This is a genomic window from Myroides marinus (genome assembly GCF_900109075.1).
Taxonomy (GTDB): Bacteria; Bacteroidota; Bacteroidia; order Flavobacteriales; family Flavobacteriaceae; genus Flavobacterium; species Flavobacterium marinum_A.
The window spans coordinates 21,129-45,868 of record NZ_FNYS01000009.1 but is presented as its reverse complement, the minus strand read 5'-3'; the positions used below and the strand labels follow the sequence as shown (position 1 = coordinate 45,868).

At 34.2% G+C, this 24,740-nt stretch carries 23 protein-coding genes and 1 tRNA gene; 16 read left to right on the top strand and 8 right to left on the bottom strand.

Going from position 1 to position 24,740, the window contains the following annotated elements:
- From BMX53_RS10585 to BMX53_RS10575, 3 genes are all read left to right on the top strand, one after another.
- Positions 1-74 (top strand) — tRNA-Thr (locus BMX53_RS10585).
- A gap of 148 nt (positions 75-222) precedes the next feature.
- Complete coding sequence (gene cls / locus BMX53_RS10580; protein ID WP_074746216.1) at positions 223-1,701, top strand: cardiolipin synthase; 1,479 nt, start codon at positions 223-225, stop codon at positions 1,699-1,701.
- A 62-nt stretch (positions 1,702-1,763) separates the two neighbouring features.
- Positions 1,764-2,711 (top strand): alpha/beta hydrolase, encoded by a 948-nt coding sequence (locus tag BMX53_RS10575; RefSeq protein ID WP_074746214.1) that lies wholly within the window; start codon positions 1,764-1,766, stop codon positions 2,709-2,711.
- A gap of 111 nt (positions 2,712-2,822) precedes the next feature.
- On the opposite strand, the gene BMX53_RS10570 is transcribed toward BMX53_RS10575, so the two are convergent.
- Positions 2,823-5,222 carry a TonB-dependent receptor gene (locus tag BMX53_RS10570; protein ID WP_074746212.1) on the bottom strand — a complete coding sequence of 800 codons (2,400 nt, stop codon included), beginning with the start codon at positions 5,220-5,222 and terminating at the stop codon, positions 2,823-2,825.
- A 175-nt stretch (positions 5,223-5,397) separates the two neighbouring features.
- Between BMX53_RS10570 and BMX53_RS10565 the strand changes: the two genes are divergently transcribed.
- From BMX53_RS10565 to BMX53_RS10540, 6 genes are all read left to right on the top strand, one after another.
- Positions 5,398-5,973 (top strand): LOG family protein, encoded by a 576-nt coding sequence (locus tag BMX53_RS10565; RefSeq protein WP_074746210.1) that lies wholly within the window; start codon positions 5,398-5,400, stop codon positions 5,971-5,973.
- Positions 5,970-6,554: a Crp/Fnr family transcriptional regulator gene (locus BMX53_RS10560; RefSeq protein ID WP_240485490.1), complete on the top strand. Its 585-nt coding sequence runs from the start codon at positions 5,970-5,972 to the stop codon at positions 6,552-6,554. The genes BMX53_RS10565 and BMX53_RS10560 overlap by 4 nt, the downstream gene beginning before the upstream one ends.
- A gap of 447 nt (positions 6,555-7,001) precedes the next feature.
- Positions 7,002-7,754, top strand: coding sequence for an NYN domain-containing protein (locus BMX53_RS10555; RefSeq protein WP_074746209.1), 753 nt, complete (start codon positions 7,002-7,004; stop codon positions 7,752-7,754).
- 100 nt (positions 7,755-7,854) lie between these two features.
- Positions 7,855-8,382, top strand: coding sequence for a DUF1572 family protein (locus tag BMX53_RS10550; RefSeq protein ID WP_074746207.1), 528 nt, complete (start codon positions 7,855-7,857; stop codon positions 8,380-8,382).
- Between the two features lie 101 nt (positions 8,383-8,483).
- Positions 8,484-10,520: a dipeptidyl-peptidase 3 family protein gene (locus BMX53_RS10545; RefSeq protein WP_074746205.1), complete on the top strand. Its 2,037-nt coding sequence runs from the start codon at positions 8,484-8,486 to the stop codon at positions 10,518-10,520.
- 103 nt (positions 10,521-10,623) lie between these two features.
- On the top strand, positions 10,624-11,112 hold the full coding sequence (locus BMX53_RS10540) for a DUF7000 family protein (protein WP_074746203.1): 489 nt from the start codon (positions 10,624-10,626) through the stop codon (positions 11,110-11,112).
- A 39-nt stretch (positions 11,113-11,151) separates the two neighbouring features.
- On the opposite strand, the gene BMX53_RS10535 is transcribed toward BMX53_RS10540, so the two are convergent.
- Positions 11,152-11,469, bottom strand: a complete 318-nt coding sequence (locus BMX53_RS10535; RefSeq protein WP_063175545.1) for a hypothetical protein — start codon at positions 11,467-11,469, stop codon at positions 11,152-11,154.
- A 17-nt stretch (positions 11,470-11,486) separates the two neighbouring features.
- Positions 11,487-12,269 (bottom strand): AraC family transcriptional regulator, encoded by a 783-nt coding sequence (locus tag BMX53_RS10530; protein WP_038986121.1) that lies wholly within the window; start codon positions 12,267-12,269, stop codon positions 11,487-11,489.
- Positions 12,270-12,369: 100 nt separating this feature from the next.
- Between BMX53_RS10530 and BMX53_RS10525 the strand changes: the two genes are divergently transcribed.
- Positions 12,370-13,566: a CynX/NimT family MFS transporter gene (locus BMX53_RS10525; RefSeq protein ID WP_074746201.1), complete on the top strand. Its 1,197-nt coding sequence runs from the start codon at positions 12,370-12,372 to the stop codon at positions 13,564-13,566.
- 6 nt (positions 13,567-13,572) lie between these two features.
- Here BMX53_RS10525 and BMX53_RS10520 read toward each other — a convergent pair whose 3' ends face one another.
- Positions 13,573-13,788 carry a DUF2905 domain-containing protein gene (locus tag BMX53_RS10520; RefSeq protein ID WP_074746199.1) on the bottom strand — a complete coding sequence of 72 codons (216 nt, stop codon included), beginning with the start codon at positions 13,786-13,788 and terminating at the stop codon, positions 13,573-13,575.
- A gap of 140 nt (positions 13,789-13,928) precedes the next feature.
- Between BMX53_RS10520 and BMX53_RS10515 the strand changes: the two genes are divergently transcribed.
- Positions 13,929-14,633 (top strand): DsbA family oxidoreductase, encoded by a 705-nt coding sequence (locus BMX53_RS10515; protein ID WP_074746197.1) that lies wholly within the window; start codon positions 13,929-13,931, stop codon positions 14,631-14,633.
- 66 nt (positions 14,634-14,699) lie between these two features.
- On the opposite strand, the gene BMX53_RS10510 is transcribed toward BMX53_RS10515, so the two are convergent.
- The gene (locus BMX53_RS10510; RefSeq protein WP_074746195.1) at positions 14,700-15,167 is read right to left on the bottom strand and encodes a hypothetical protein; all 468 of its coding nucleotides are present in this window, start codon (positions 15,165-15,167) and stop codon (positions 14,700-14,702) included.
- Positions 15,168-15,652: 485 nt separating this feature from the next.
- On the opposite strand from BMX53_RS10510, the gene BMX53_RS10505 reads away from it, so the two are divergent.
- The 5 genes from BMX53_RS10505 to BMX53_RS10490 all read left to right on the top strand — a co-directional run bounded on the left by BMX53_RS10505 (position 15,653) and on the right by BMX53_RS10490 (position 22,259).
- On the top strand, positions 15,653-16,870 hold the full coding sequence (locus BMX53_RS10505) for a metallophosphoesterase family protein (protein WP_074746193.1): 1,218 nt from the start codon (positions 15,653-15,655) through the stop codon (positions 16,868-16,870).
- A 6-nt stretch (positions 16,871-16,876) separates the two neighbouring features.
- Positions 16,877-19,921, top strand: coding sequence for an SbcC/MukB-like Walker B domain-containing protein (locus tag BMX53_RS10500; RefSeq protein WP_074746191.1), 3,045 nt, complete (start codon positions 16,877-16,879; stop codon positions 19,919-19,921).
- 127 nt (positions 19,922-20,048) lie between these two features.
- Positions 20,049-20,195 carry a hypothetical protein gene (locus BMX53_RS19110; protein WP_167357246.1) on the top strand — a complete coding sequence of 49 codons (147 nt, stop codon included), beginning with the start codon at positions 20,049-20,051 and terminating at the stop codon, positions 20,193-20,195.
- 95 nt (positions 20,196-20,290) lie between these two features.
- Entirely contained in the window at positions 20,291-21,241 is a 951-nt protein-coding gene (locus BMX53_RS10495) for an XAC2610-related protein (RefSeq protein WP_074746189.1), read from the top strand.
- A gap of 85 nt (positions 21,242-21,326) precedes the next feature.
- Positions 21,327-22,259: an energy transducer TonB gene (locus BMX53_RS10490; protein ID WP_074746187.1), complete on the top strand. Its 933-nt coding sequence runs from the start codon at positions 21,327-21,329 to the stop codon at positions 22,257-22,259.
- A 64-nt stretch (positions 22,260-22,323) separates the two neighbouring features.
- Here the strand turns inward: BMX53_RS10490 and BMX53_RS10485 are convergent, their stop codons facing one another.
- The 3 genes from BMX53_RS10485 to BMX53_RS10475 form a co-directional block, all read right to left on the bottom strand.
- A complete protein-coding gene (locus tag BMX53_RS10485) occupies positions 22,324-22,719 on the bottom strand; it encodes an ExbD/TolR family protein (RefSeq protein WP_038987018.1) in 396 nt (131 codons plus the stop codon).
- Complete coding sequence (locus BMX53_RS10480) at positions 22,709-23,410, bottom strand: MotA/TolQ/ExbB proton channel family protein (protein WP_038987017.1); 702 nt, start codon at positions 23,408-23,410, stop codon at positions 22,709-22,711. Before BMX53_RS10480 ends, BMX53_RS10485 begins: the two co-directional genes overlap by 11 nt.
- Before the next feature lie 124 nt (positions 23,411-23,534).
- Positions 23,535-24,701 (bottom strand): MFS transporter, encoded by a 1,167-nt coding sequence (locus tag BMX53_RS10475; protein WP_074746185.1) that lies wholly within the window; start codon positions 24,699-24,701, stop codon positions 23,535-23,537.
- Between the last annotated feature and the right edge of the window lie 39 nt (positions 24,702-24,740).

Genomic DNA, 24,740 nt, shown 5'->3' with positions numbered 1-24,740 from the left:
GCCGGTGTAGCTCAGCTGGCTAGAGCAGCTGATTTGTAATCAGCAGGTCGTGGGTTCGAGTCCCTCCATCGGCTCAAAAGTCTCCCCTTAAAGGGAGACTTTTTTGCTTTTATACACTTTGTGAATCAATTCTTCTATTAACTGCATTTTATTTTTTACTTTTAGGTATTCTAGTCTTTCTTATAAAAAGAGTAGAAAAGGTAATTAAAAGAGATTTAAGCAATGTTTTTGAGAGTACAGTCAGATTGGTTTATCTATTTAGAAATCGTTTATTTTATTATAGCTATAGCTGTAGCTGTAAGGATAATCTATGATACGGACTCTATCTCTAAGACATTATCGTATTTATTACTGGTGTTTTTTGTACCTATCTTTGGTATGATATTTTATTTTTCTTTTGGTATTAATTATCGCAAGAGGAAGATGTACTCTAAAAAGCTTAAAGTAAATGATGAGTATAGTAATAAGTTGACTAAACGACTAAGCGATATTCATCTCAATCAAAAACAACAAGGCAATGCTGTAATAGAGAGAAATAGTTCTTTTATAAAGATGCTCTCTAGTGCTACCATGGGGGATGGCCCTCTTCTGACTAATAATAAAGCTGAAATACTAGAGAATGGTGAAGAGTTTTTTCCAAGGCTTTTAGAGGACTTAAGAGCTGCTAAAAACACGATTCATATAGAATATTATATCTATGAGAATAACGAAATAGGTAAACAGATAGAAGAAGTACTGATCCAAAAGGCGAAAGAAGGGGTGAAGGTGCGCTTTATTTATGATGATTTTGGTTGTAAGAGCATACGAAAAAATATAGTGCGTAATCTTAGAGCGAATGGCATTGAAGCTTTTGCTTTTAATGAGATTATATTATTAGCCTTTGCTAATAGAATGAATTATCGAAATCACCGTAAGATAGTGGTTATTGATGGTAGAATAGCTTATACTGGTGGTATTAATATCTCTGACCGATATGATAATCGAAAGAAAGATTCTAATGAGTACTTCTGGCGTGATACTCATATGCGAATAGAAGGTTCAGGAGCTTATAGATTACAGTATATTTTCTTAGCAGACTGGAACTTTTGTAGCAAACAGGATTTGGCTTTTAATGAAGAGTATTTTCCTATTCTAGATAACGAGGAGATAGGAGAAGTTCCATTACAAGTGATTTCTTCTGGTCCAGACTCAGATGTACCATCTATCCTATATAGTGTGTTAAAAGCAATTCAGACTGCGGATAAAGAGATTTGTATCACTACTCCTTACTATATACCTGATGAATCGCTACAGTTAGCTATAAAGATGGCTTCATTAAGTGGAAAGAAAGTGAAGATGATATTGCCTGGTATTACTGATTCTAATATTGTGAAATGGGCATCAGAATCTTATTTTCAAGAACTATTAGAGTTTGGAGTTGAAATATATTTGTATAAAAAAGGCTTTATACATGCTAAGACTTTTGTAACAGATTCAGGTATAAGCTCGATAGGTACTTGTAATCTTGATCATCGTAGCTTTGACCTTAACTTTGAAGTCAATGTAGTGGTATATGATGAAAGCTTTGCTAAAAAGATGAAAAGTATGTTTGATAGAGACTGTAAAGACTCTATTAAATTAGAATTACACAGATGGAATAAAAGATCGTGGAAACAACGCCTTAAAAATAGTTTTATTCGATTATTTTCTCCTTTATTATAATTGTATTTATTAAAAGATATAAAGGCGTTAAATAGGCTGAAAATAGCTTTAAATAAGATGATATGAATTTACATTTGACTTTTGATAAATATATAACGCATCAACATCCTTTTGATAATGATTATGAAGGTAAGGTAGTGACAACCTTAATAGAATCTAGAGGTAACAGGAAAGAGAATAAACAGACTGTGTTTTATATTCACGGATTTTGTGATTACTTCTTTCAGTATCATGTGATGGATTATTTTAATGAGAGGGGAATTGACTTCTATGCAATAGATTTACGTAAGTATGGGAGATCATTGCTAGGGCACCAACACCCTAATTATTGTAAGTCAATGCGAGAGTATTTTCCTGATATCGATTATGGTTTAGAGTTTATTCTAAAAGAAAAACCGAGTACTCAAGTATTTTTGTTAGGACATAGTACAGGAGGATTATTGGCTACATACTACAGTATGTTTGGATTGCTTAAAGAACGTTTAGGAGGTTTGATATTAAATTCTCCGTTCTTTGATTTTAATATTCCTTTTTATGTAAAACCTTTTATAGGTTCTGTTGCTAAGAAGAAAGTCTCTAAAGATATATTTGCTTCTAATGATCAGATGTCAGATGTGTATGGTAAATCTTTACATAAATCTTATGACGGTGAATGGGAGTATAATACGATGTGGAAACCTGTCAAACCTTTTGAGGTGTATTATGCTTGGATTTTAGCTGTACAACACGCTCAAGAATTAATACAAGAAGTGGTACTACACAGTGAGTTTCCTATTCTGCTAATGTACAGTGATAAGTCAGGACATACATCTAAGTGGACATCTCTATCTCAGTCATCAGATATTGTTCTGAATGTAAAAGATATTGAGAGGATAGGAGAAAAATTAAGTAATACTGTTGAGAAGGTTTGTATAGAAAATGGAATGCACGATTTGTTTTTATCAAGTACTGTTGTGCGCGAAAAAGCTTTGATGAGTGTATTTCAGTTTCTAGAGAAATATAGAAAGTAGGTTGAAAAACTTAATGATAGTAAAAACAAAAAAGCTGTTATCGATATTTGATAACAGCTTTTTTTAGTAATAGTTGAAAAAAATAATTTGTTAATTGGTGGTTGATGTTTTTTAGAATAATCCTCCTCCAGTACCTCCGCTTTGTTTAGTGTTTGTGTCTCTTGATTTTCTTTGAAGAGCACGTCCTTTTCCACCTCCGAAGATATAGTTTACACCAACATATACAGATCTACTCTCCCAAGAGAATTGACCATTAGAAGCATATGGATATTGAGAACTATATTTAAATTTCATAGTATTGAATATATCATTAACTCTAGCGCTGATACTTAATTTGTTTTCTAATAAAGAGTATCTAGCTCCAGCGTCTATCTTATACATTTCTTTAGAATCCATAGTGATACCATCTACACCACCTCTATAGAACCCAAATAAGTTAAATCTTAGGTTTTTAGAAGCTTTGAAGTTACTGTTTAAACGAGCGTTAAAAGCACTTGCAGTAATATTGCGCTCTACGAAGTCCATTTGGTTAGTAGCGTTTAGCTTAGATACAAAACCAGTTTGTTTAATACTTGAAAAGTCAATAGCTGGTTGCATATCCCACCATGGAGTTAATTTAATGTTTGCAGAAAGTTCGAACCCATATGCATCATTTGATTTGTAGTTATCAAAAGTCATTAATAAAGCATTAGGATTGTCATTATCTGGATCATCATAAATCACGTGATTAATCTCTTTATTTATTCTTCTGTAGTAAACACCTGCTGTTATGCTACTCTTGTTGTTAAACATTCTAGTGTAGTTTAACTCAACAGAGTTAGTAAATTGAGGTTTTAACTCAGGGTTACCTACCATTGTCATTAATGGAGTAGAGAATTGTCTAACAGGGTTAGTTTGAGAAATACTAGGTCTGTCAACACGTCTACTGTAACTTAAGTTAAACATGTCGTTATCACTCATCGTATATCCAAAATAAACAGATGGATATAATGTTACATAATCATCTTTAAAGTTAGTTTTACCTCCTAGTGTTGATTCTACTTTATAGCTTTCTAATCTTGTACCTACTTGGTAATTAAACTTACCATACGTTTGTCCAAAAGTTACATAAGCAGAGAAGATATCTTGATCATATTTGTTATTGATCACTCTGTTTTTTTCAGGAATAAGAGGGTTGTTAGAATCGAAGTTGTTGTCAGCTCTAGAGATTCTAGCTTCAGCTCCTACTTCTAATTTAGTATGGTCATTTAAAGGATTTACATAGTCAACATTAATAGTCGTAAGATCACTAGTATTATTGTTTCCATCTTTATATAATTGATTAGGACCTTTACCAATTAAAGTATTGTAGTTACCATCATTAGTCGATTTATTACGACTAAAGTTTCCTTCGATATCTAACGTGTGTCCTTTTTTCTCAAATAAGTGTTTGTAAGCTAAGTTATAAGCACTGTATTTATTATCTCCATTATAATTAGTCTTTTGGAAGATATCGTCGTATTTACCTTGTGGATATGTAGTTGCATTTTTCATATCCATATCACTATTATTTGTACTTTGGTTAGTATAGAATGATAAAGTGTTGTTATCATTGATATAATAATCCATACCTATCTTATACAAGTAGTTCTTGTTGATAGACTTCATACGTATTTCAGTAGGTGACATGATATCAGTACGCATCATATCTCCTTCATTTTTGTACTGCCCATAAGAGTAACTACCATTTCCGAAGAAGTTTAGTTTACCTTGTCTGTAGTTAAGGTTTAGAGAGTTTGTGTTCTTAACATAGTGAGAGAATGTAGCTCCTGTATCTACAGAACCATTAAATCCATCCATAGTGTTTTTGTGTAACACGATGTTGATAATACCAGACATTCCTTCAGGGTTATACTTAGCACTTGGGTTAGTGATTAACTCAATGCTTTTGATAGAAGTAGAAGGGATTTGTTTTAATACCTGTTCAGAAGACATATTAGTAGGGCGTCCATCGATAAGGATACGCACATTCTCATTTCCTCTAAGAGATATCTTACCGTCTTTATCTACGTTAACAGATGGAATATTGTTCATAATCTCACCAGCAGTAGCACCAGCAGTAGTTAAATCTTTACCTACGTTGATTACTTTTCTATCTATTTTTTGTTCTATAGTTGATTGTTCTGCTATGATATTTACTCCTTCTAAAGTTGTCGCTTCAGGAGTTAAATAGATTGTACCAAAGTTTTGAACAGCTTCTGTTAATTCGAAATCTTTTGTAAAAGTTTGATACCCGATAAACTGTACTTCTATTGTATATTTATTTAGAGGAGCAGTTAATTCGAATTTACCATTGTCTTCTGACATAACACCAGTTACAATGTTTTCTCCAGATTTAAGAGAAACAGTCGCATAAGGAACAGACTGATTTATCGTCTTATCAAAAATGATTCCTGTAATCTTTCCTTTCTGTTGCGCATAAATGGAGCAAACCATCGTAAGGAAAAGCAATGTACTTAATTTAAATTTCATAATAGTTATTTCGTTAAGTTTATTTTATTTTGAATTCTAATTGAGGTTTACATAATAGTCATACATTTGATAAAAATGTTACAACAAAATATCTTTGATTTTTTAAATATTTTTTCATTTATTTTGTAATAGGTTGATTTATATAGTGGTTGTGGCTAATTTAAAATTATTATAAATGAGGTATACAGTGTTTTGTGGTTCGAGTTCAGGAACAAAAGACGTCTTTTTTGATCAAGCTTTTTTATTAGGGGAGTATTTAGCTAAGCAGAATATTGGCCTTGTTTATGGAGGAGCTAAAGTTGGTTTAATGGGAGCTGTAGCAGACGGGGTGTTGAAGTATGATGGAGAAGTAATAGGAGTATTACCTACTTTTTTAGGCGATGTAGAGTTAGGACATCGTGGCCTTACTGAACTAATTCTAGTAGAGACAATGCATGAGCGCAAAGCTAAAATGGATGAATTGTCAGATGGCACCATAGCGATGCCTGGTGGATATGGAACGTTAGAAGAATTCTTCGAAATGCTTACTTGGGCACAACTTGGACTTCATAAAAAGCCTGTAGCCTTATTAAATATAGATGGTTTCTATAATCCGTTATTACAGATGGTAGATAATATGGTGAGTTACGGTTTTTTAAAACAGGTAAACCGCGACATGATTGTAGTAGCAGATAATATAGAAGAATTATTAGAAAAGATGAGAGCTTATAAAGCTCCTAAAGAAGGTAAGTGGATTAAAAAAGAAAGATGATGAAAAGAGCTTCATTAATAGATAATCTAGAACGGAAGGGAGTAGTACTAACTGACCAAGAAAGAGAACTTATATTAGCTTCTTTCGAGACTGTACATATTAAAAAGAAGGAATATTTATTAAAAGCAGGTGAAATATGTGATTTCCAGGCTTTTGTTATTACTGGTTGTTGTAAAGTTTATATTTTAGATAGTCAAGGACAAGAACATATTATTTACTTTGCTGTTGAAGATTGGTGGTTAGCTGATTTAGAAAGTTATCACACTAATTCGCCTTCTAAGTTTTATATACAAGCTTTAGAGGACTGTGAAGTATTACGTATATCAAGAGATGTAAAAGAACCATTATACGATAAGATACCTGCTCTAGAACGAATCTATAGAGTAATGCTAGGGCAAGAATGTGTAGCATTACAACGTCGTATTATTAATAAGTTAACGATGGATGCAGCTATGGAGTATGAAGACTTCTGTAAGCGTTATCCTTCCTTATTACAGCGTTTGACTAATATACAGATAGCTTCGTATTTAGGAATATCTCAAGAGTTCTTGAGTAAGATCCGAGGTAAGAAGAAAATATGATTTATTGAAGTAGTTCAATGTTTTTTTGTTTTAACCTATTTACTTTTGCCTACATAAATAGGAAAACAAACAACAAAACTATTTTCGTCTTTTTATTATCTAGTTCATTAGGTAAAACTTATAAATAAAAAGAAACGAAAAAATCTATTTAAACAGAAATAATATATAGTACTGGTGGTAGCCACACCAGTACTATAATCAAAATAACTTCCTATTAATACCTACCTTTCTATTCAACTATTTCTTTTTGAGAAAATATTCTTAGGTATTAATTAATTTCAAGAATTTCTATAAGTAAATAAGCAACTAAGTACTAAAAGTAGAGTTGTGATTTAATTAGTCTCCTTATTTTTGGTTATACGAAGTATTTATTAACAGATGTTTTGGTATCAATTATCTTTTAAATAGCGCTATTTTTTGTATTTTAGAGCTTTCGAAAAGGAAAATATGATGGAAAAACAAAATAACAACATAGCAATATTAGTAGATGGCGATAATGCACAGGCTAAATTGTTAGATAAGATTTTAGAAGAAGTTTCTAAATATGGGAAGGTGACTGTCCGTCGTATTTATGGAGATTGGACAACACCGCAAATGAATAGCTGGAAGGATTTATTAAATGACTTGTCATTTTCGCCTATACAGAAGTTTAATTATACAAGTGGAAAGAACTCTACAGATAGTTCTCTGATTATAGATGCTATGGATATCTTACATGCTAAGATGGTAGATGGATTTTGTATCGTGTCGAGTGATAGTGATTATACAGGGTTAGCTAAGCGTATTAGAGAAGAAGGTATCTTCGTGATGGGAGTAGGAGAGAAGAAGACGCCTAATGCTTTCGTTCAGTCATGTGAGATATTTACATACTGTGAGACGTTAATGCCTAAAGTAGCAGCAACAGAAAAAGGAGAAAATGGCAATGCTAAAAAGACAGAGTCTAATGACGATGATGATATCAAAGCATTGACTAAGAAAGAATACAAGTTGATAGATAGAGCCTTTGATATGTCAGTGGATGAAGAGGTCGAAGCTTATATCGCAACTGTAGGAGGCAACCTTCGTAAGCTAAATCCAAGTTTTGATGCTAGGGATTATGGCTTTAGAAACCTAACTGAACTATTTAAACATCTGAAGACTTATGAAGTCATCAACAATAACGTAAAAGGATTAAATCATCCTTTAGTAAAGAAAAAATAACCTTCGGGTTATTTTTTTTGCCTATATACTAAGTATCTCTTCGATATGGATTACATTGCAGTAACAGAATAAACTTTTACAATATAAAACAACCTAAAGGATGAATATAGAAGATATAAAAGGAGTACGTACTCAGTTTGAGTATTATAGAACTCTTGCAGACAAAACTATTTTGATTTTTTCTCAAGACGAATTAAATCACAAAGTAAGCGATGGGAGTAATTCTATAGCTATGATTATGCGTCATATTACGGGTAATTTACTTTCTCGTTTCACTAACTTCTTTACAGAAGATGGAGATAAACCATGGAGAAATAGAGATGATGAATTTCAAGATGGTATATATGATAAACATGAATTGATTACTAATTGGGATAAAGCTTGGAATGTATTATTTCAAACGTTGGATAGCATTACTGAAGAAAATATTAATACAGTAGTTAAGATTAGAAATCAAAATCATACTGTAGCAGAAGCATTATACAGACAGTTAGCTCATTACCCTTATCATATTGGGCAAATAGTGTTTATTGGTAAGATGATACGCAATACAGAATGGCAATCGCTAAGCATACCTAAAAATATGTCTAAAGAGTATAATAAAGAAGTGTATAATTATACAAAATAACCTTTCTGCGTTAGTATAGCATTCTCTTTTAAAAGGGAAATAGTATAATTAGGTAAAGCAATATTTATATATTTGTCTACACACAATATAAAAACTACAGTATGAAATTAAACACAATGGCCTGTATTGTAATGGCTTCCGCAATGTTATTGTCTTGTGGAGATAAAAAAGAAACTGAAAAAGGAAAAGAAGGAGTGACAGAAACAGAACAATTCGAATATAGTGTTGACCACTTTGGAGATATTGAGGTATTGAGATACCAAATACCAGGATGGGACAACCTTACATTAAAAGAAAAAGAGTTAGTGTATTATCTAAGTCAAGCTGGATATGCTGGACGTGATATTATCTGGGATCAGAATTATAAACACAACTTGACTATTCGTAAAGCATTAGAAAGTATTTACGAAAATTATAAAGGAGACAAAGAATCAGAAGATTGGAAAGAGTTTGTTACATACGTTAAACGTGTATGGTTCTCTAATGGTATTCACCACCATTATTCTAATGATAAGATTAAGCCTGGTTTTTCTCAAGCGTATTTCTCTATTTTATTAAAAGAGACAAATACTACACTTGACCAAAATATCTCGAACATCCTATTTAACGATGTAGATAATAAGAAAGTGAACTTAGATTTAGCTAAAGGACTTGTGAAAGGTTCTGCTGTTAACTTCTATGGAGAAGGTATCACAGAGGATGAAGTAGAAGCTTTCTATAATGCAATGAAAAGCCCAGATCCAGACCGTCCACTATCTACAGGATTAAACTCTAAAGTAGTTAAAGAGAATGGTAAGTTAGTAGAAAAAGTATGGAAAAGTGGTGGAATGTATGGAGCAGCTATTGATCAAATCATCTTTTGGTTAGAGAAAGCTGTAACTGTAGCAGAAAACCAAGAACAAGCAGATGCGCTAAAACTATTAATTAAATATTACCAAACTGGAGACCTAAAAACTTGGGATGATTATAACATCGCTTGGGTGAAAGCTACTAAAGGAAATATCGATTATAACAATGGATTTATCGAGGTATATGCAGATCCATTAGGACATAAAGGGTCTTATGAAAGCGTTGTTCAAATCAACGATTTTGATATGTCTAAGAAGATGGCTGTTGTTTCTAAAGAAGCTCAGTGGTTTGAAGACAACTCTCCATTAATGGATGCTCATAAAAAGAAAAATGTAACAGGTGTTTCTTATAAAACAGTTATTGTTGCTTCTGAGGCAGGTGATGCTTCTCCAAGTACACCTATCGGAGTAAATCTTCCTAACGCAGACTGGATTAGAGCAGAACACGGTTCTAAATCTATTTCTTTAGGTAACATTATAGATTCTTATAACCATGCAGGTGGTTCTGATAAGTTAAAAGAGTTTGCTCATGATGAAGAGGAAGTTCAATTAGAAGAGAAATATGGTGAGTTAGCAGATAAGTTACACACTACTCTTCACGAAGTAATCGGACATGCATCAGGACAAATTAACAAAGGAGTAGGACAACCAAAAGAAACGCTAAAAAGTTATGCTTCTACATTAGAAGAAGGACGTGCTGACTTGGTAGGACTATTCTATTTATACAACCCTAAATTACAAGAATTAGGATTAGTAGATGATTGGAAATCGGTAGGTAAAGCTGCTTATGATGGGTATATCCGCAATGGATTAATGACTCAGTTGGTTCGTTTAGAACAAGGGGCTGATATCGAAGAAGCTCATATGCGTAACCGTCAGTGGGTAAGTGCTTGGGTATTCGAAAAAGGGAAGAAAGACAATGTAATAGAGAAAGTAGTAAGAGATGGTAAGACATATTACAATATTACTAACTATGAAAAATTACATGATTTATTCGGACAATTATTAAGAGAGACTCAACGTATCAAATCTGAAGGAGACTATAACGCAGCTAAGGCTTTAGTAGAGACTTATGGTGTGAAAGTAGATCAAGCAATTCACAAAGAAGTATTAGCTCGTAACGCTAAGTTTGACTCTGCTCCATATAGAGGATTTGTTAACCCATACATTGTACCTGTTAAGAATGATAAAGGTGAAGTGACAGATTATAAAATCGAACAACCTAAATCATTTGAAGAACAAATGTTGCGTTATGCTAAAGAATACTCATTCTTACCACTTGTAAATTAATTATAAGTATATCATATAAGAAAGTCGGTTTATCACAAACCGACTTTTTTTGTGTTTAAGAATTAGATATATTCACCAATTATATTATTTGAATTAAATTGATATGGAGAATTTAAATAAATATGTTTCTATTTATAAAGAACAACTACAGAAAGGCGATATACTCATTGCATATAATGAATTAGTAAAATTTACGATGAGGTTAAGGACAGACCTTATAAAATCTCTTTCTAATCAATATTCCTTTGCAGGTATCCTTCATGGGTATATGGACTTTACTTATTTTTATTATTCAAATGATTTTTTGAAGGGTAAGAAGTTAAAGTTTGGGGTAGTATTAAATCATGTAGAAATGAGGTTCGAAGTTTGGTTGTTAGGTAACACAATTCCAATCCAAGAAAAATACTGGGAGTTATCTAAGAACTCTAAATGGAATAAAGACAAAACAGAAATGCCTAAATACTCAATTTTAGAAGCAGTCTTAGTAACTAACCCTGATTTTAATAATCTTGATGTATTGAGCAAAGAGATAGAAGAAAAGATGATAATAGTCTCAGATGAGATAATAGAATATTTAAAAACTCTAGATTGAGTCAAACGAAGAAGTCGGTTTGTCATAAACCGACTTTTTTTATTTTTTGACAATGACTAAATCCCCCATACACATCTCTATAGCTTTATTATTAGGAGTGTACTCTACCCAATCATTAGGATCACTACTCTCACAGTCTATCATAAGATGAAAGAATGACATTCCATGTGACGTATCAGGGAGTTGGTGTATATCATAGTGCTTAGCCGTATCTAACTGATGTTCTTCTACTGTATTTAACCATGATATAGCCTTGTCTAATTGGGAGATCAGACCTTGTTGAGATGTATTACCTTGTTTTAGTTCAGTTATAACTTCTTGTTTTTTATGTTGTAGCAGTGTGATGATATCTTTCATTTGCTATAGGTATTCGATTAGATGATTAAACTTTGTTGAGCAAAATCAGTAGGGCGTTGTCCCATGAGTTTTGTGAATACATTACTATAAGATTGAGCACTGTTATACCCCACCTGTAGAGCTATTTCATTGATAGTATACTGTCCTTCACTTAATAGTTCTATGGATTTAATGATACGTACCATCTGTATATATTTAGCTATACTAATACCTGTTTCTTTTTTAAACTGACGTTCTAAAGTACGAATACTCATAAAGCACAGTTGAGCCAACTCATCTATAGTGATGGTTGATTGATAATGCTTGTGAATATAAGCTGTAGCGTCTAACAACACCTTAGTGCGAGGTACAGGTGTGATAAGAGGTATCGCATTTTTTACAAAAGAAGGAAGTTCTAATAAGATAGCTCTTAGGAATGTCTGTTCACTCTCATCGTTATCCATATTCATAGACCACTTTTCAGTGTACATAATCATTTCTCTTAATACACTTGGGATAGCGAATAAGTAAAGCTCTTCATAGAACGGTGGCAAATCCTCTACATCGAAGTAAAGTGTACGCAGAGAGACATGCTCTGAGGCATGTGTTGTCTTATGAGGAACATTAGAAGGAATGTAAGCAACGTGATTTTGTGGTAATAAGAATTGACAAGATTCTACGTGTAAATATTGATAACCTGACTCTACGTAGACTAATTGAGCTTTCTTGTGATGATGAAACTCATTGTTGTGTTTCCAATACTCTGCATGCCAAGAAAAACCTCTTTTCCCAACTTCATCGACTAATTGTGGCTTACTCATACTTGTCGTTTTAGATATGATTTATGGCGAATATAATCATTTATTAGCACTTAGCTTTGTACCCTGAAAGAACAATATGTAATTTTAAAAACAAACAACAATGGAAAATCATATAGAAGAAGTATCTAAGATGAAAAAAATATTGATGCTATTAGGTATCATATTCATCGCTTCTAATTTAAGAGCTCCACTAACATCTGTAGGACCAGTAATATCAGAAATAAGCAAATCTTTATCTCTGTCTAATACTACAGCAGGATTAGTGACTACTATACCGCTAATGGCATTCGGATTTTTATCAAGCATGGTGCCTAAGATTTCTCGTAGATATGGAATGGAGATAGTACTATTAGGTTCATTGATCTTATTGAGTATAGGATTAGTGATCAGACCTTACGGTAGTCTTATCACTCTGTTTTTAGGAGCGGCGTTAGTAGGTATTGCTATTACAGTAGGTAACGTATTAATGCCTGCTTATATCAAAAATAATTACCAAAAGAATGTAGGGACAATGATGGGAATATACTCTGTAGCTATGAACTTAACAGCAGCATTAGCAGCAGGGTTTAGTATTAGCTTAGGTAAATTCACAGAGATGGGATGGAAAGGATCTATCGGAATCTGGTTAGTATTAAGTATAGCAACTATCTTAGTGTGGTTACCTCAAGTAAAAAAGAGAAGAGCAGTACAAGCTACAGCTTCCTTAGGACAAGATGAGGTAAAAGTGAATATGTACAAGTCTAAAATAGCTTGGGCTGTCACTGTATTTATGGGAGTACAGTCATTACTGTTTTACTGTCTAGCAGCTTGGTTACCTAAAGTAGCTATTACATGGGGTATCGCGAGTGAAGATGCAGGGTGGTTATTATCATATATGCAGTTCGCACAGTTACCGATGACTTTTATAGGAGCTATTATAGCGAGTAAATTACCTAACCAAAAGCTGTTAGCTATAGGTACAGGAGTATTATTTGCCATAGGGATAGCGGGGTTATTGATATTTAAGGTAAACTTTATAGCACTATGGTGTGTGCTGATAGGTACAGCTAGTGGATTAGCGTTTAGCTTGTCTATGCTATTCTTTGTATTGCGTACTAGTAGTACAGTACAGGCAGCAGAGTTATCAGGTATGGCACAGTCTATCGGATATCTGATTGCAGCTTGTGGACCACCTATCTTTGGTGCTTTATTTGACTTATCAGGATTGTGGTCATTATCATTAGGATTCCTATTAGTGATGTCTGTAACCTTGATTATTTCTGGAGGTATCGCTGGTAAGAATGATTGGGTGAAGTAATCATAACTAACTAAAGAAACGTCTATATAACCATAACAGTCCGCTACCTACTATTGATATGATGATCATAGAAGTAATCGGCATAAAGAATGAAAAGCCTGGACGCTGTATGTGAATGTCTCCAGGTAGCTTGCCAAACCAATTTAGGTTAAACGAAGTGAACTGTATTAATAAGCCGATGACAACGACTATACAACCGATAAATATGATAGGTTTTCCCATAGAAGTAAAGATATAAAAATAGGTGTACTTTCCTTTTGGATACTATTTAATTAATGTTAAGGAATAAAGCATTGGGGAGTTTTCGTAGTATCTTTGGGTATAGAGTTAGTGAAATGATTCACTATTAAAAGAAAAAACGTATGAAAGTAGAGATATGGTCGGATGTAATGTGTCCTTTTTGCTATGTAGGTAAAAAGAACTTTGAGAATGCCTTAGTTCAGTTACCGTTTAAAGATAAGATAGAAGTAGAGTGGAAGAGTTTCCAACTTGATCCAGATTTACCTGTAGAAGGATTAGATATGTCAACAGCCGCGTATTTAGCTAAGCGCAAAGGTATGCCTGAGCAACAAATACAAGGAATGATGGACAACTTACAACAAGCAGGTAAGGCTGTGGGAATAGATTTTAAACAAGATCAATCTATTCCTGTTAATACCATTAGAGCACATCGATTAAGCCACTTCGCTCAGTCTCACGGAAAGGGGAATGAGATGGAAGAAGCTTTATTCTTAGCTCACTTCACAGATGGAAAGAATGTGGGAGATATAGAAGTGTTAGTTGGATTAGCAGAACAGGTAGGTCTAAATGCTGCTGAGGTGAGAGCGTTCTTAGCTACTGATGAAAAGGTAGACGAGGTAACAGCAGATATCACAGAAGCTCGTGCTTTAGGTATATCAGGAGTACCTTTCTTCGTACTGGATAGAAAGTATGGAGTATCAGGAGCTCAACCTACAGAAGCATTCGTAGAAGCATTGACTCAAGCATTCCAAGAAAGCCAACCTCAATTCGAGATGAAAGGTAATAGCGATGTTGGAGCTTGCGGACCTGAAGGATGTGAGATATAATAAGTTAATAATAACAAGACCCCATTAGTATAGTGTATTAATGGGGTGTTTTTTATTAGATGTATTTTAATCGAAGTCAATATGAACATAATAATCATACTTGTCCTTAGGTTTTTCGTTTTTCTCTAAACCATCTAAGTATAACTTTGCAGGTGTATCTTTATTGAGAAATTGCTTATGAAGTTTATATAATAACTCTAAGGCAGGAAAGTTTTGGTTATTATCAGCCTTTAGTGTTGCGTGAATAATACCAACATATCTTTCTTCTTCTTCTCCCATTTCTTCAAATGGAGGAAATGTTATGATTTTTATAATCTCTTCATTATCATATTTGTCATCTTTTGAAAACAATATAGCTTGGTAACAAAACACAACCTCAGGCTGATCTATTATAATCTCATTAGGATCCCAATTATCTGCATTTCCGAAGTTTCTGATTTGTTTAGCGATTACCTCTTTATTAAACTCTTGCTTATCTTCAGATAAGTCTTCGAAGAAGTCCCATACTACCTTGTGGAATATTCTATCTGTCATATTTTTTACTTTAAATATAACTAAATATTAGGAGGATTTAATGTGATTGTTAGTTTGTTGTAAGTAATACTTGATTTGTATAAGTAATAAAGGGGTGTTATAAATTAGAAAAATCTAATTATGACTTATAATGACCTTATTTGGAGATAATGGTCTAATTATCCCTTTTTGACCTTATTTGCTCTTTTGTTTTTGTTTTAAAGTGCTTATTTTTACTTGTTTATGATTTTTAAAAAGAGTTTTGTTTGGATAGTGTTCGGAAACTTCCAGTGTTTACTTGGGATAGAAGGCCGTTTTCAAAACAGTACCCAACTCGTACCCAAACCATCTACTATAGAAGTGAGTAGATATAATTAAATATAAAGTAGAGTAAAGATAATCTTTATCATTCACAACTAAAAAAATGGCTAAGCTAATCTTAAAATAGGCCGATAAACCTTGAGATAGTTAGTATCTTTGAGCCACTAGAAAACAACGAAAGATACATGGGATTGAAGATTCTACATACAGCCGACTGGCACTTAGGAAAAAGATTAGATAACTTTAGTCGTATAGACGAACAGCGCGAGGTACTTGACGAGATCTGTGAGATAGCAGAGCGCGAGGCGGTGGATTTAGTCCTAGTCGCAGGGGATCTATTTGACACGTTTAATCCTCCAGTAGAGGCTGTAGAATTATTTTATAAAACACTAAAACGCTTAGCCAAAAATGGCGAGCGACCTGTAATAGCCATAGCAGGTAACCACGATAGTCCAGAGCGTATAGATGCTCCAGATCCATTAGCTAGAGAGTGTGGTATCATACTGATAGGTCTACCTAATGCTGAGGTAACACCTTTTGAGATAGAGAACCAATTTAAGGTATCTAAGTCAGCAAATGGATTGTTAGAATTGCGATTAGATAGATTTAAGCAGCCTATACGCATACTGCATACTCCTTATGCGAATGAGATAAGATTAAAGAAAGCGCTAGATACAGAAGATAAAGGTACAGCGTTAAATGAAGCGTTAGGAGAGAGTTGGCAGTTATTAGCAGATAAGTATTGTAAGACTAAGGGAGTGAATCTTTTAATTTCTCACCTGTATATGATGAATCGCAATGGTGAGATATTAGAAGAGCCTGATGGAGAAAAACCATTAAAGGTAGGTAATGCTGATATTATATACAGCGACATCATCCCTGAGCAAGTACAGTACACAGCACTTGGACATTTGCACAGAGCACATCAGATAGGAGAAGAAGAAAGACCAGTGGTATACTCAGGTAGCCCACTTAGTTATAGCTTTAGTGAGGCTGGGCAACAGAAGTATGTGATGCTATTAGAGGCAGAGGCAGCAAAACCGATTACATACACTAAAATTGCTTTAGAGAAGGGAAGACCTCTTTCTCGAATGAAGTTTATAAGCGTAGACGAGGCAGTAGAGTGGTTAACGGCTAATCCTACACATTTAGTAGAGTTGACGATAGTGAGTGATACATTCTTAAATGCGGATGATATCAAGAGATTATATATGGCACATGATGGGATAATTACGATTATTCCACAAGTGACATTGTCTGATAAAGGTGATCAAGACAAGGTAAAACAGGTCAATCTAGAACAGGATATGCAAGGGTTATTTAAAGATTACTTTAAACAAAAGTATAAGGGGCAAGAGCCTAATGAGGAGTTAATGGATTTGTTTAATGAGATTTTAAATTAGTAAGAGATGATACCAATTAAGTTGACCATAGAAGGACTGTATTCTTATCAAGAGAAACAAGTCATTGATTTTACTAGTTTAATAGAAGCTGGGTTATTTGGAATCTTCGGTAAGGTAGGATCGGGTAAGTCATCTATATTAGAGGCGATATCTTTTGGGCTTTACGGAGAGACAGAGCGTATGAACTCTAGAGATAACCGTGCTTATAATATGATGAATTTAAAGTCAGATCGCTCAGTGATAGACTTTGAGTTCTATAATTTTAAAGATGAGAAGTATCGCATCTATAGAGAGTTTAGGAGAAATGCTAAGCGCTTTGATGATGTAAAGAGAGGTGAGGCTACGCTTTATAAGGATGAAGATGGTATCTGGGTACCTCAAAAAGAGTTAAATATACAGGAAGTAGTAGGACTGAGCTACGAGAACTTTAAGCGTACAATCATTATTCCACAAGGAAAGTTTAGAGAGTTTATAGAACTAGGAGGAAAGGATAGAACGAAGATGATGCAAGAGATCTTTGGGTTAGATCGTTTTGATTTAGCTGATAAGACAAAGCGTATCTATAGTTCTACTAAAGAGAGTCTGAATCTTATAGAGGGAGAGTTAAAGAGCTTTAGCCAAGTAACCACTGAGGAGATAGCTCAGAAGAAAGCATTACATGTACAGGAGAGTGAGAAGAGTAATGAGCTGGCGAAAGTGTTTAAGCAAGAGAATGAGTGCTATCAACAGTTAAAAGGGCTTAAGGATGACTTCGAAGCTCTAACTCAGAAGAAAGTAGAGTTAGGTCAGTTAGAAGAAAGACTTCCTCAAATAATAGAACAAAAGAAGGAGTTAGTTCAATACGAACAATTAGATAAAGCGTTCTCTACTGTGTTAGTAGAGCAAAAGAATACTGCGGATAAAGTAACGAATAGAGAGGCTAGATTAGCTGTTGTTACTAAGGAGACTACAGAGTTAGAGAGTCAGTTTAAGAAAGTGACTGATGAACTTAAAGTAGCAGAGCAGCAGTATGCTGGGTTAGAACATCTAAAGGCAGAACTCTATGAACTTAATCTGATTAAGGAGATTAAGCAGGCTCATATAGCTAAGAGTGCTTTACTAGAGCGTTTTCAGAAAGGAAAGACTTATGTAGTAGAGGCAGAGAAGGCGTTAGAGGGAAGTAAACAAACTTTAGCAGCTAAAGAGTCAGAGCTTAATACGATTAAAGCTAGTCGAATAGATATGACTGTGCTGATGGCCATAGATGCGTGGTTTAATCAACAAGCATTTATTCATAATAATATTCAGGGAGTACAGCAGACATTATCTGTATTAAATACGGATATACAGGCTGTAGATCAGGATATTGCAGGATTGAAATTAAAGGATATTAATCACTGGGAGCAGGAGTTAGAGAACTATAGAAATCACTTTGAGAAAGAGATTAATGATATAGAAGTAGAACTTCGCAATCATAGAGTGGCACAGCAGTTGGCACAATATGCTAATGAATTGCACGATGGGCAACCTTGTCCTTTGTGTGGTTCTGCTCATCATCCTCATATCTTACAGGGTGGAGATGTATCTGTAGCTATACAGAAGTGTGAACTTCGCCTTACTGATATAAAGGATAAACAAGATCGTCTAAAGAAATACGAGCGTAAGACTGTGGGATTATTCGATAAGAAGAAACTTCTTATGACTCAGTGGCAAGAGAATCAACAGAAAGAACAAGACTTGAAACTTCAATTAGATCAACACAAAAATAACTTTGTTTGGACAATTATAGAGAAGGCTAATGAAGTACAGTTTATCGAATTAAAGAAACAAGCTGAACTAGTAAATCAGCAGATAGATACACTAGAGAAGCAATATAATACTTTAACTAAAGAAGTAGAACAGCACAGAGGTCAGGTAGATAAGTTTACTAAAGAGCTTAGTGTAATAGAGGTAGAAGGAGCAGGATTAGAAAGTGAGATACAGTCTAAGAGTACTCAGATTATAAGGCTGCAGATAGATACTTATCTAAGTTTAGAAGAGACGTTATTAGCACAACAGGTAAAACAACGCGAAGCCAATGTAATGTTGATAGAGCAGCGTTATAAAGACTTGACTAATCAGTATCAGATATTATCTCCTAAACTAGCTAGTGTACAGGCTGAGATGAAGGTGATACAGGCAGAGCTAGTAGAGTTAAGAGCAGTAGTAGAGCAATTACAAGAGCAAATCAAGACCTTGTTAAGTACACATCAACTACAATCTCTAGATGAGGTATTAGCTGTATTAAATAAACAGATTAATGTAGCTGATCGAAGAGAACAGATACAGGCTTTTGAGGTACAGTTAGAGGTAGTGAGAAGTGCTGTGAATGCACTAGAAACAAAGCTAAAAGATATTGCTTTTGATCAAGAGAAGTTTGCTAAGCAGCAGGAGATTATCACTCAGTTAGAACAGCAGGTAAAAGAGGCTACAGAGTCTGTAGCTAAGTTAGCTGGTGAGGTAGAGCGCTTAGAGAAAGATTATGCTAAGAAACAAGAGTTACAGAAACAGTATGATGCTATAGAAAAACGAGCTACTAATCTTAGTACATTACTCAATATGTTTAGTGGAGCTGGTTTTGTTAATTATGTGTCTGCTATCTACTTAAAGAACTTATGTGATATGGCTAATGCTCGTTTCCATAGATTGACTAATAATCAATTGAGCTTACAGTTAAATGAAGCTAATGAGTTTGAGATTATTGATTATCTAAATAATGGAAAGGCGAGAAGTGTGAAGACTTTGTCTGGAGGACAGAGCTTTCAGGTATCGCTGTCTCTAGCATTAGCACTAGCAGAGAGTGTGCAGAGTTTGTCTAAGTCTGATAAAAACTTCTTCTTTATAGATGAAGGCTTCGGTACTCAGGATAGCGAGTCTGTTAATATTGTGTTTGAGACCTTGAGTAATCTGCATAAAGAAAACAGAATAGTTGGTATTATCTCTCACGTAGATGAGCTACAGGAACGTATCCCAATGTCTTTATCAGTAGTAAAAGATGAAGAGAGAGGGAGTGAAGTAGTGATGAATTACTAGATATAATGATATAGTATATACAGCCCAGTCAATGTTGACTGGGCTTTTTTTGTGGCATTGTTTTAGTGGGTAATAAGTTGATATTTAAGTGATTTTGGTATCTTTGTGACTGAAAAAAGAATAAATCATGAGTATAAAAACTTGGTCAGAAGTAAAGGATGAGGTGTTTGGACCTATTGGTGATGAACAAAGAGATGAAGTAGAGAGAGAGGTAGCTATATTTAAAGAAAGACTACTAAAGAGAAAAGCAAAAGAGGAGAATTCTATAGAGTAAAATATACAGCCCAGTCCATATTGACTGGGCTTTTTTATTGGGTAGTGTATCAAGTACAGACAATGTTATTTACATTTACCTAAAATAACCAAACTATGAAATTAAAAGTGAATAGATTACTTACAGGCCTATTATTAATAGGTAGTATAATGCCTGTATTTAGTCAACAGAAAATAAAAGATAGAACAATTACATACGAGGGGAGTATCGATAAATATCCTATAAAAGCTTTTATACAATATGGATATAGTAACAAAGGAAGTGTTTATGGAAAGTATATTTACACCAAATATCCCAACAACGAACCAATTATGTTAAGTGGGGATGCACCTAAAAAAGCATTTACTTTTCGAGAAGAAGTTTATGACCCTAAGAAGGGAGCATTTAAAACAACTGGGAAGTTCTCTATAGAGAGCTTTTCTCAATATGATAAATTAGAAGGGAAATGGCAGAATGCTTCGACAAGTAGTATTGTAGATTTTCATTTAAAAGCAGTAGAAAAGAATGCTGACGTTGTTTATTATTATGAAGTAAATAGGCTGACGTGTGAAGAGGAAGACTATAATAAATATTACTACAGATTTAATAGAGTTAAGATATTCGATGAGAATAAAAAACTAATCCAGACAATCTCTTTACCTGATTCATTTGCATATAAAGAGTCACCATTGTCAATAAGTTTAGAGGATTATAACTTTGACGGATATTTAGATATTGTTCTTTCTCATGATTACCCTTTTGTTACGAGAGGAGACTATGGGCAGTACTATTTAATTTATACCCCTACAAGTAAGCAGTTTGTGTATAATAAAAGCTTTAATATGGCAGAACCGAGTAAAGTCATTTTATTAAATCCTTTAAAACAAACATTATCTACAGTTACAGCTGATGGCAATGGGAACGAGAGTGAAACTACGTATACTGTTATTGACAATAAACTTTATAAAATAGCATATTGGGAATCAACTGAAGAGAATGATTTACTAGAGATAAAGTATAAGGTAATTAATGGTAAATCAGTTGAGGTTAGTAGAAGGACAAAATAAATAACGAGAAGAATTTATAAAAATATTAAGTCTATAAACACCTATATTTGCTGTGTACTAAACGAGTAATACTAGGAATATCACTATGACTTTAAAATATTCAAAAGAAGAAAGAACATCTATATATCTGACAGTAGGCGTAGCAATACTACTATTTGTTACTCTTTATTTTATACGATTTATAGAGACACAGACTGCTCATAGCTACTTCGGAGGAGGAGGAGGAGGAGGTACTGGTGTTGAGATAGCTCTAGAGGGGACTCCTGCTCCTTATGCTACAGAAGAACACACTCCTGCAGTAGAACCTGTAAAAGAGATAGTCCAACCTGTAGAGACAGTTAAGGAAGAGCCTGTAATCGCTTATGAGAAGAATAATGATGCTCCTGTAGTGATTAATAAAACTGAAAAAACTAAGGCTGATAAAAAAGTAGTAGTAACTGATAAGCCTGTAGTAAAGAAAACAGAGGTTAAGGAAGTAAAGAAAGTAGAACCAGTGGCAAAGAAACCTGATGTATCTAGTTCCACAAAGGACGCACTTAGCAGTTTAATGAACGGTAGTAAAGGAGGTACAGGTAACGGTGGTAATGGCAACAACCCTAATGGAGGATTATCTGGTAGTGGAGGATATTATGGAGTAGGACATGGTAGTGGTACAGGATTGGGAACTGGAAGTGGTGTAGGACCTGGTACTGGTTCAGGAACAGGTGGCGGCTCAGGTAGCGGAACTGGGACAGGTGTAGGTGGTGGTATAGGTTATTCTCTAGAGGGAAGAGCGGCTATAGTAAAGCCAACACCTAAGTATTTATGTAATGAAGTAGGTAAGGTAGTAGTCGAAGTATGGGTAGACCAATCAGGTAATACTGTAGACGCACGTGCTGGAGTGAAGGGATCGACAAATACTGTAAAATGTTTAATCGACCAAGCTAGAATAGCAGCTATGCAAACCAAGTGGCAACCAAATCCTAAAGCTCCAGAAAGACAAGTAGGAACGATAGTATATAACTTCTCATTAAACTAAGAAGTCTAAAAATAAGAAAGGGCTGAACATTTGTTCAGCCCTTTTCTGTTTATAAGGTTATAGTCTATTTTGCTTCTGTAGCGATAACGAACTTAAGATTGTTCTTTACACCTATTTGTAGTACATCTACTAGTTCTTGTATCTGAGAGTTAAAAGGTATTCTTACAACTACAGCTTGATCTGTATGTGTACCCATTTCTGCTAATAATTCTCCTTCTAATTCTGATAAGGCTACCTCCTTCTTATTGATGAAGTAGCGTTTATCTTCAGTGACAGAGATACTGATATGTTGAGTCGTAGTCTTTTCGTTATTAGCAGCTTTAGGTAACATCATCTTAATAACATTAGGATTAGCTAAAGTCGAAATAATCAAAAAGAACAGCAGTAAGAAGAACATGATATCACTAAGTGAAGATGTAGCTACTTCTGCTTGGAATCGTTTGTTTCTTTTAATTGCCATTTGGTCGTTGGATTGCATTTATAAAGTCAAGAATAGCTTTCTGTGTCTTTAATAAATAGTTGTCAATAGATGAGTTCATCAAGTGATATACAGCATAAGCTATAATACCAACAACAAGTCCTGATCCACTACTAATCATCTTCTCGTATAATCCTCCAGAAATATTAGAGATACTGATGTCTTCTGAGATAGAGATATTATAAAAAATCTTAATAACTCCTAAGATAGTTCCTACGAAACCTAAAGTAGGGGCAATACCTGCGATAAGTCCTAAGTGACTTAGTTTCTTCTCCATTGTACCAATCTCTATAGTAGCTACGCGCTCCATATTAGATTCTATCTCTGATATAGGTCTTCCTATAGACATTGTTCCTTCTTTGATAACGCGTGATATAGCACTGTCTTCATTGTCTAAAGTCATCTTTACAGAATCTAGTTGTCCTGTTTGTAATAAGGCAACTACATTTCCCATAAGGTTTTTATTAGACTTTGTCTCTTTTGAGATATATAGGTAGCGCTCTATGGATACATAGATAGTATATAATAATAAAAGGATAATAGGAATCATAAATACTCCTCCTTTTAGAACAAAGTCTAAAGCTGATATTTCAGTTTGTTGGGTAGTTGTTTCAGCTAGATTTGTAGCAGCATCTGTAACAGCATTAACTGGTACTTGTAAGAATGTAAGCATTGTTTGTGTATGTTTTTATCGTATCAAATATAGAAAGAAATTCAATTTGCTATAATAGCTAAGTCTTCCTATGTGTAATTTTATAGAAAGTATAACATTGTATTGCGAAAAAAGTATCTAATAGCTACTCCATTTGACTGTTAGACTCTATTACAATAAATCTACTTAACACGGATATAGCTAATCCAAAGAGAGCAACGATAGCAAACGCTGTCTTTAAAGAAGAGTGTTGTGCAATAAACCCAATAACAGGTGGGCCTAAAAAGAACCCTATAAACCCAATACTCGTAACTAAAGTTAAGGCTTGCTGAGGTGCCATAGATTTATTGTGCCCAGCTAAGTTATAGCACATAGGTACCACTGCTGATACTCCTAACCCTACAATCATAAAAGAGATAATAGTAGAATAAACACTTGGGAACAATACAGAAGCTCCTAATCCGATAAAGAGTAAGATACCACAGAATAGTAATGTCTTCTGTTCTCCAAATCGTCTAACTGTAAAGTCAGAGATAAATCGTCCACTTGCCATCGCAAACATATAAGCAGTCAGTCCATAACCGACTAACTGAATAGGTGCAAGAGTAACGTGTTTCATATACTCACTTGACCAATCTGTCATCATACCTTCTGCTACCATTGCAAAGAAAGCTAATAGACCAAGCATCGCTAAGTTTTTATCTGGTAGTTGGAAACCTTTCTTGCTTTCTTTAATAGGACTGTCTGTCTGTGGTGTCTTATCTTCAGGTACTAAATGTTTAAACAACAAGATAGAAAAGAAAATACCTACAGAAGAGTAGTAAATAAAGTGATTAATAGGAGGGACATAACTACTGATCATTTCTGCTCCTAACCAAGAAGCTGCAAAACCTCCTATACTCCAAGTACCGTGTAATGAACCTATGATTTGTCCTTTATATTGTTTAGAAACTTTGATAGCTTGTGTATTGATAGAAATATTAGTGATATTACTGATTGCTCCAAACATGACTAAGTTTAACTTTAATTGCCACAGTACATCCCAATAGCCTATACCTATTAGTAAAACGAAGTAAGTTAATAAGAAGATTAGAGTTGCGTTCTTACTTCCTAATTTGTCTATGATCTTACCTGCAATAGGTAATGTGATTAACGTTCCGATAGAGATATAGAGTAATACAAATCCCCAAGCAGAGTCATTTACTCCAAAAGCTTCTTTGATAGTAGGAATACGCGATGCCCATGAGGCAGAGATTCCACCAAAGAAGAAAAATAAGATAGTAACGGCTATTCTGGCTAAGTGTTTTGACATAAAGTAATGCGGTGTATAATTTTAGAGGCGTAAATGTAT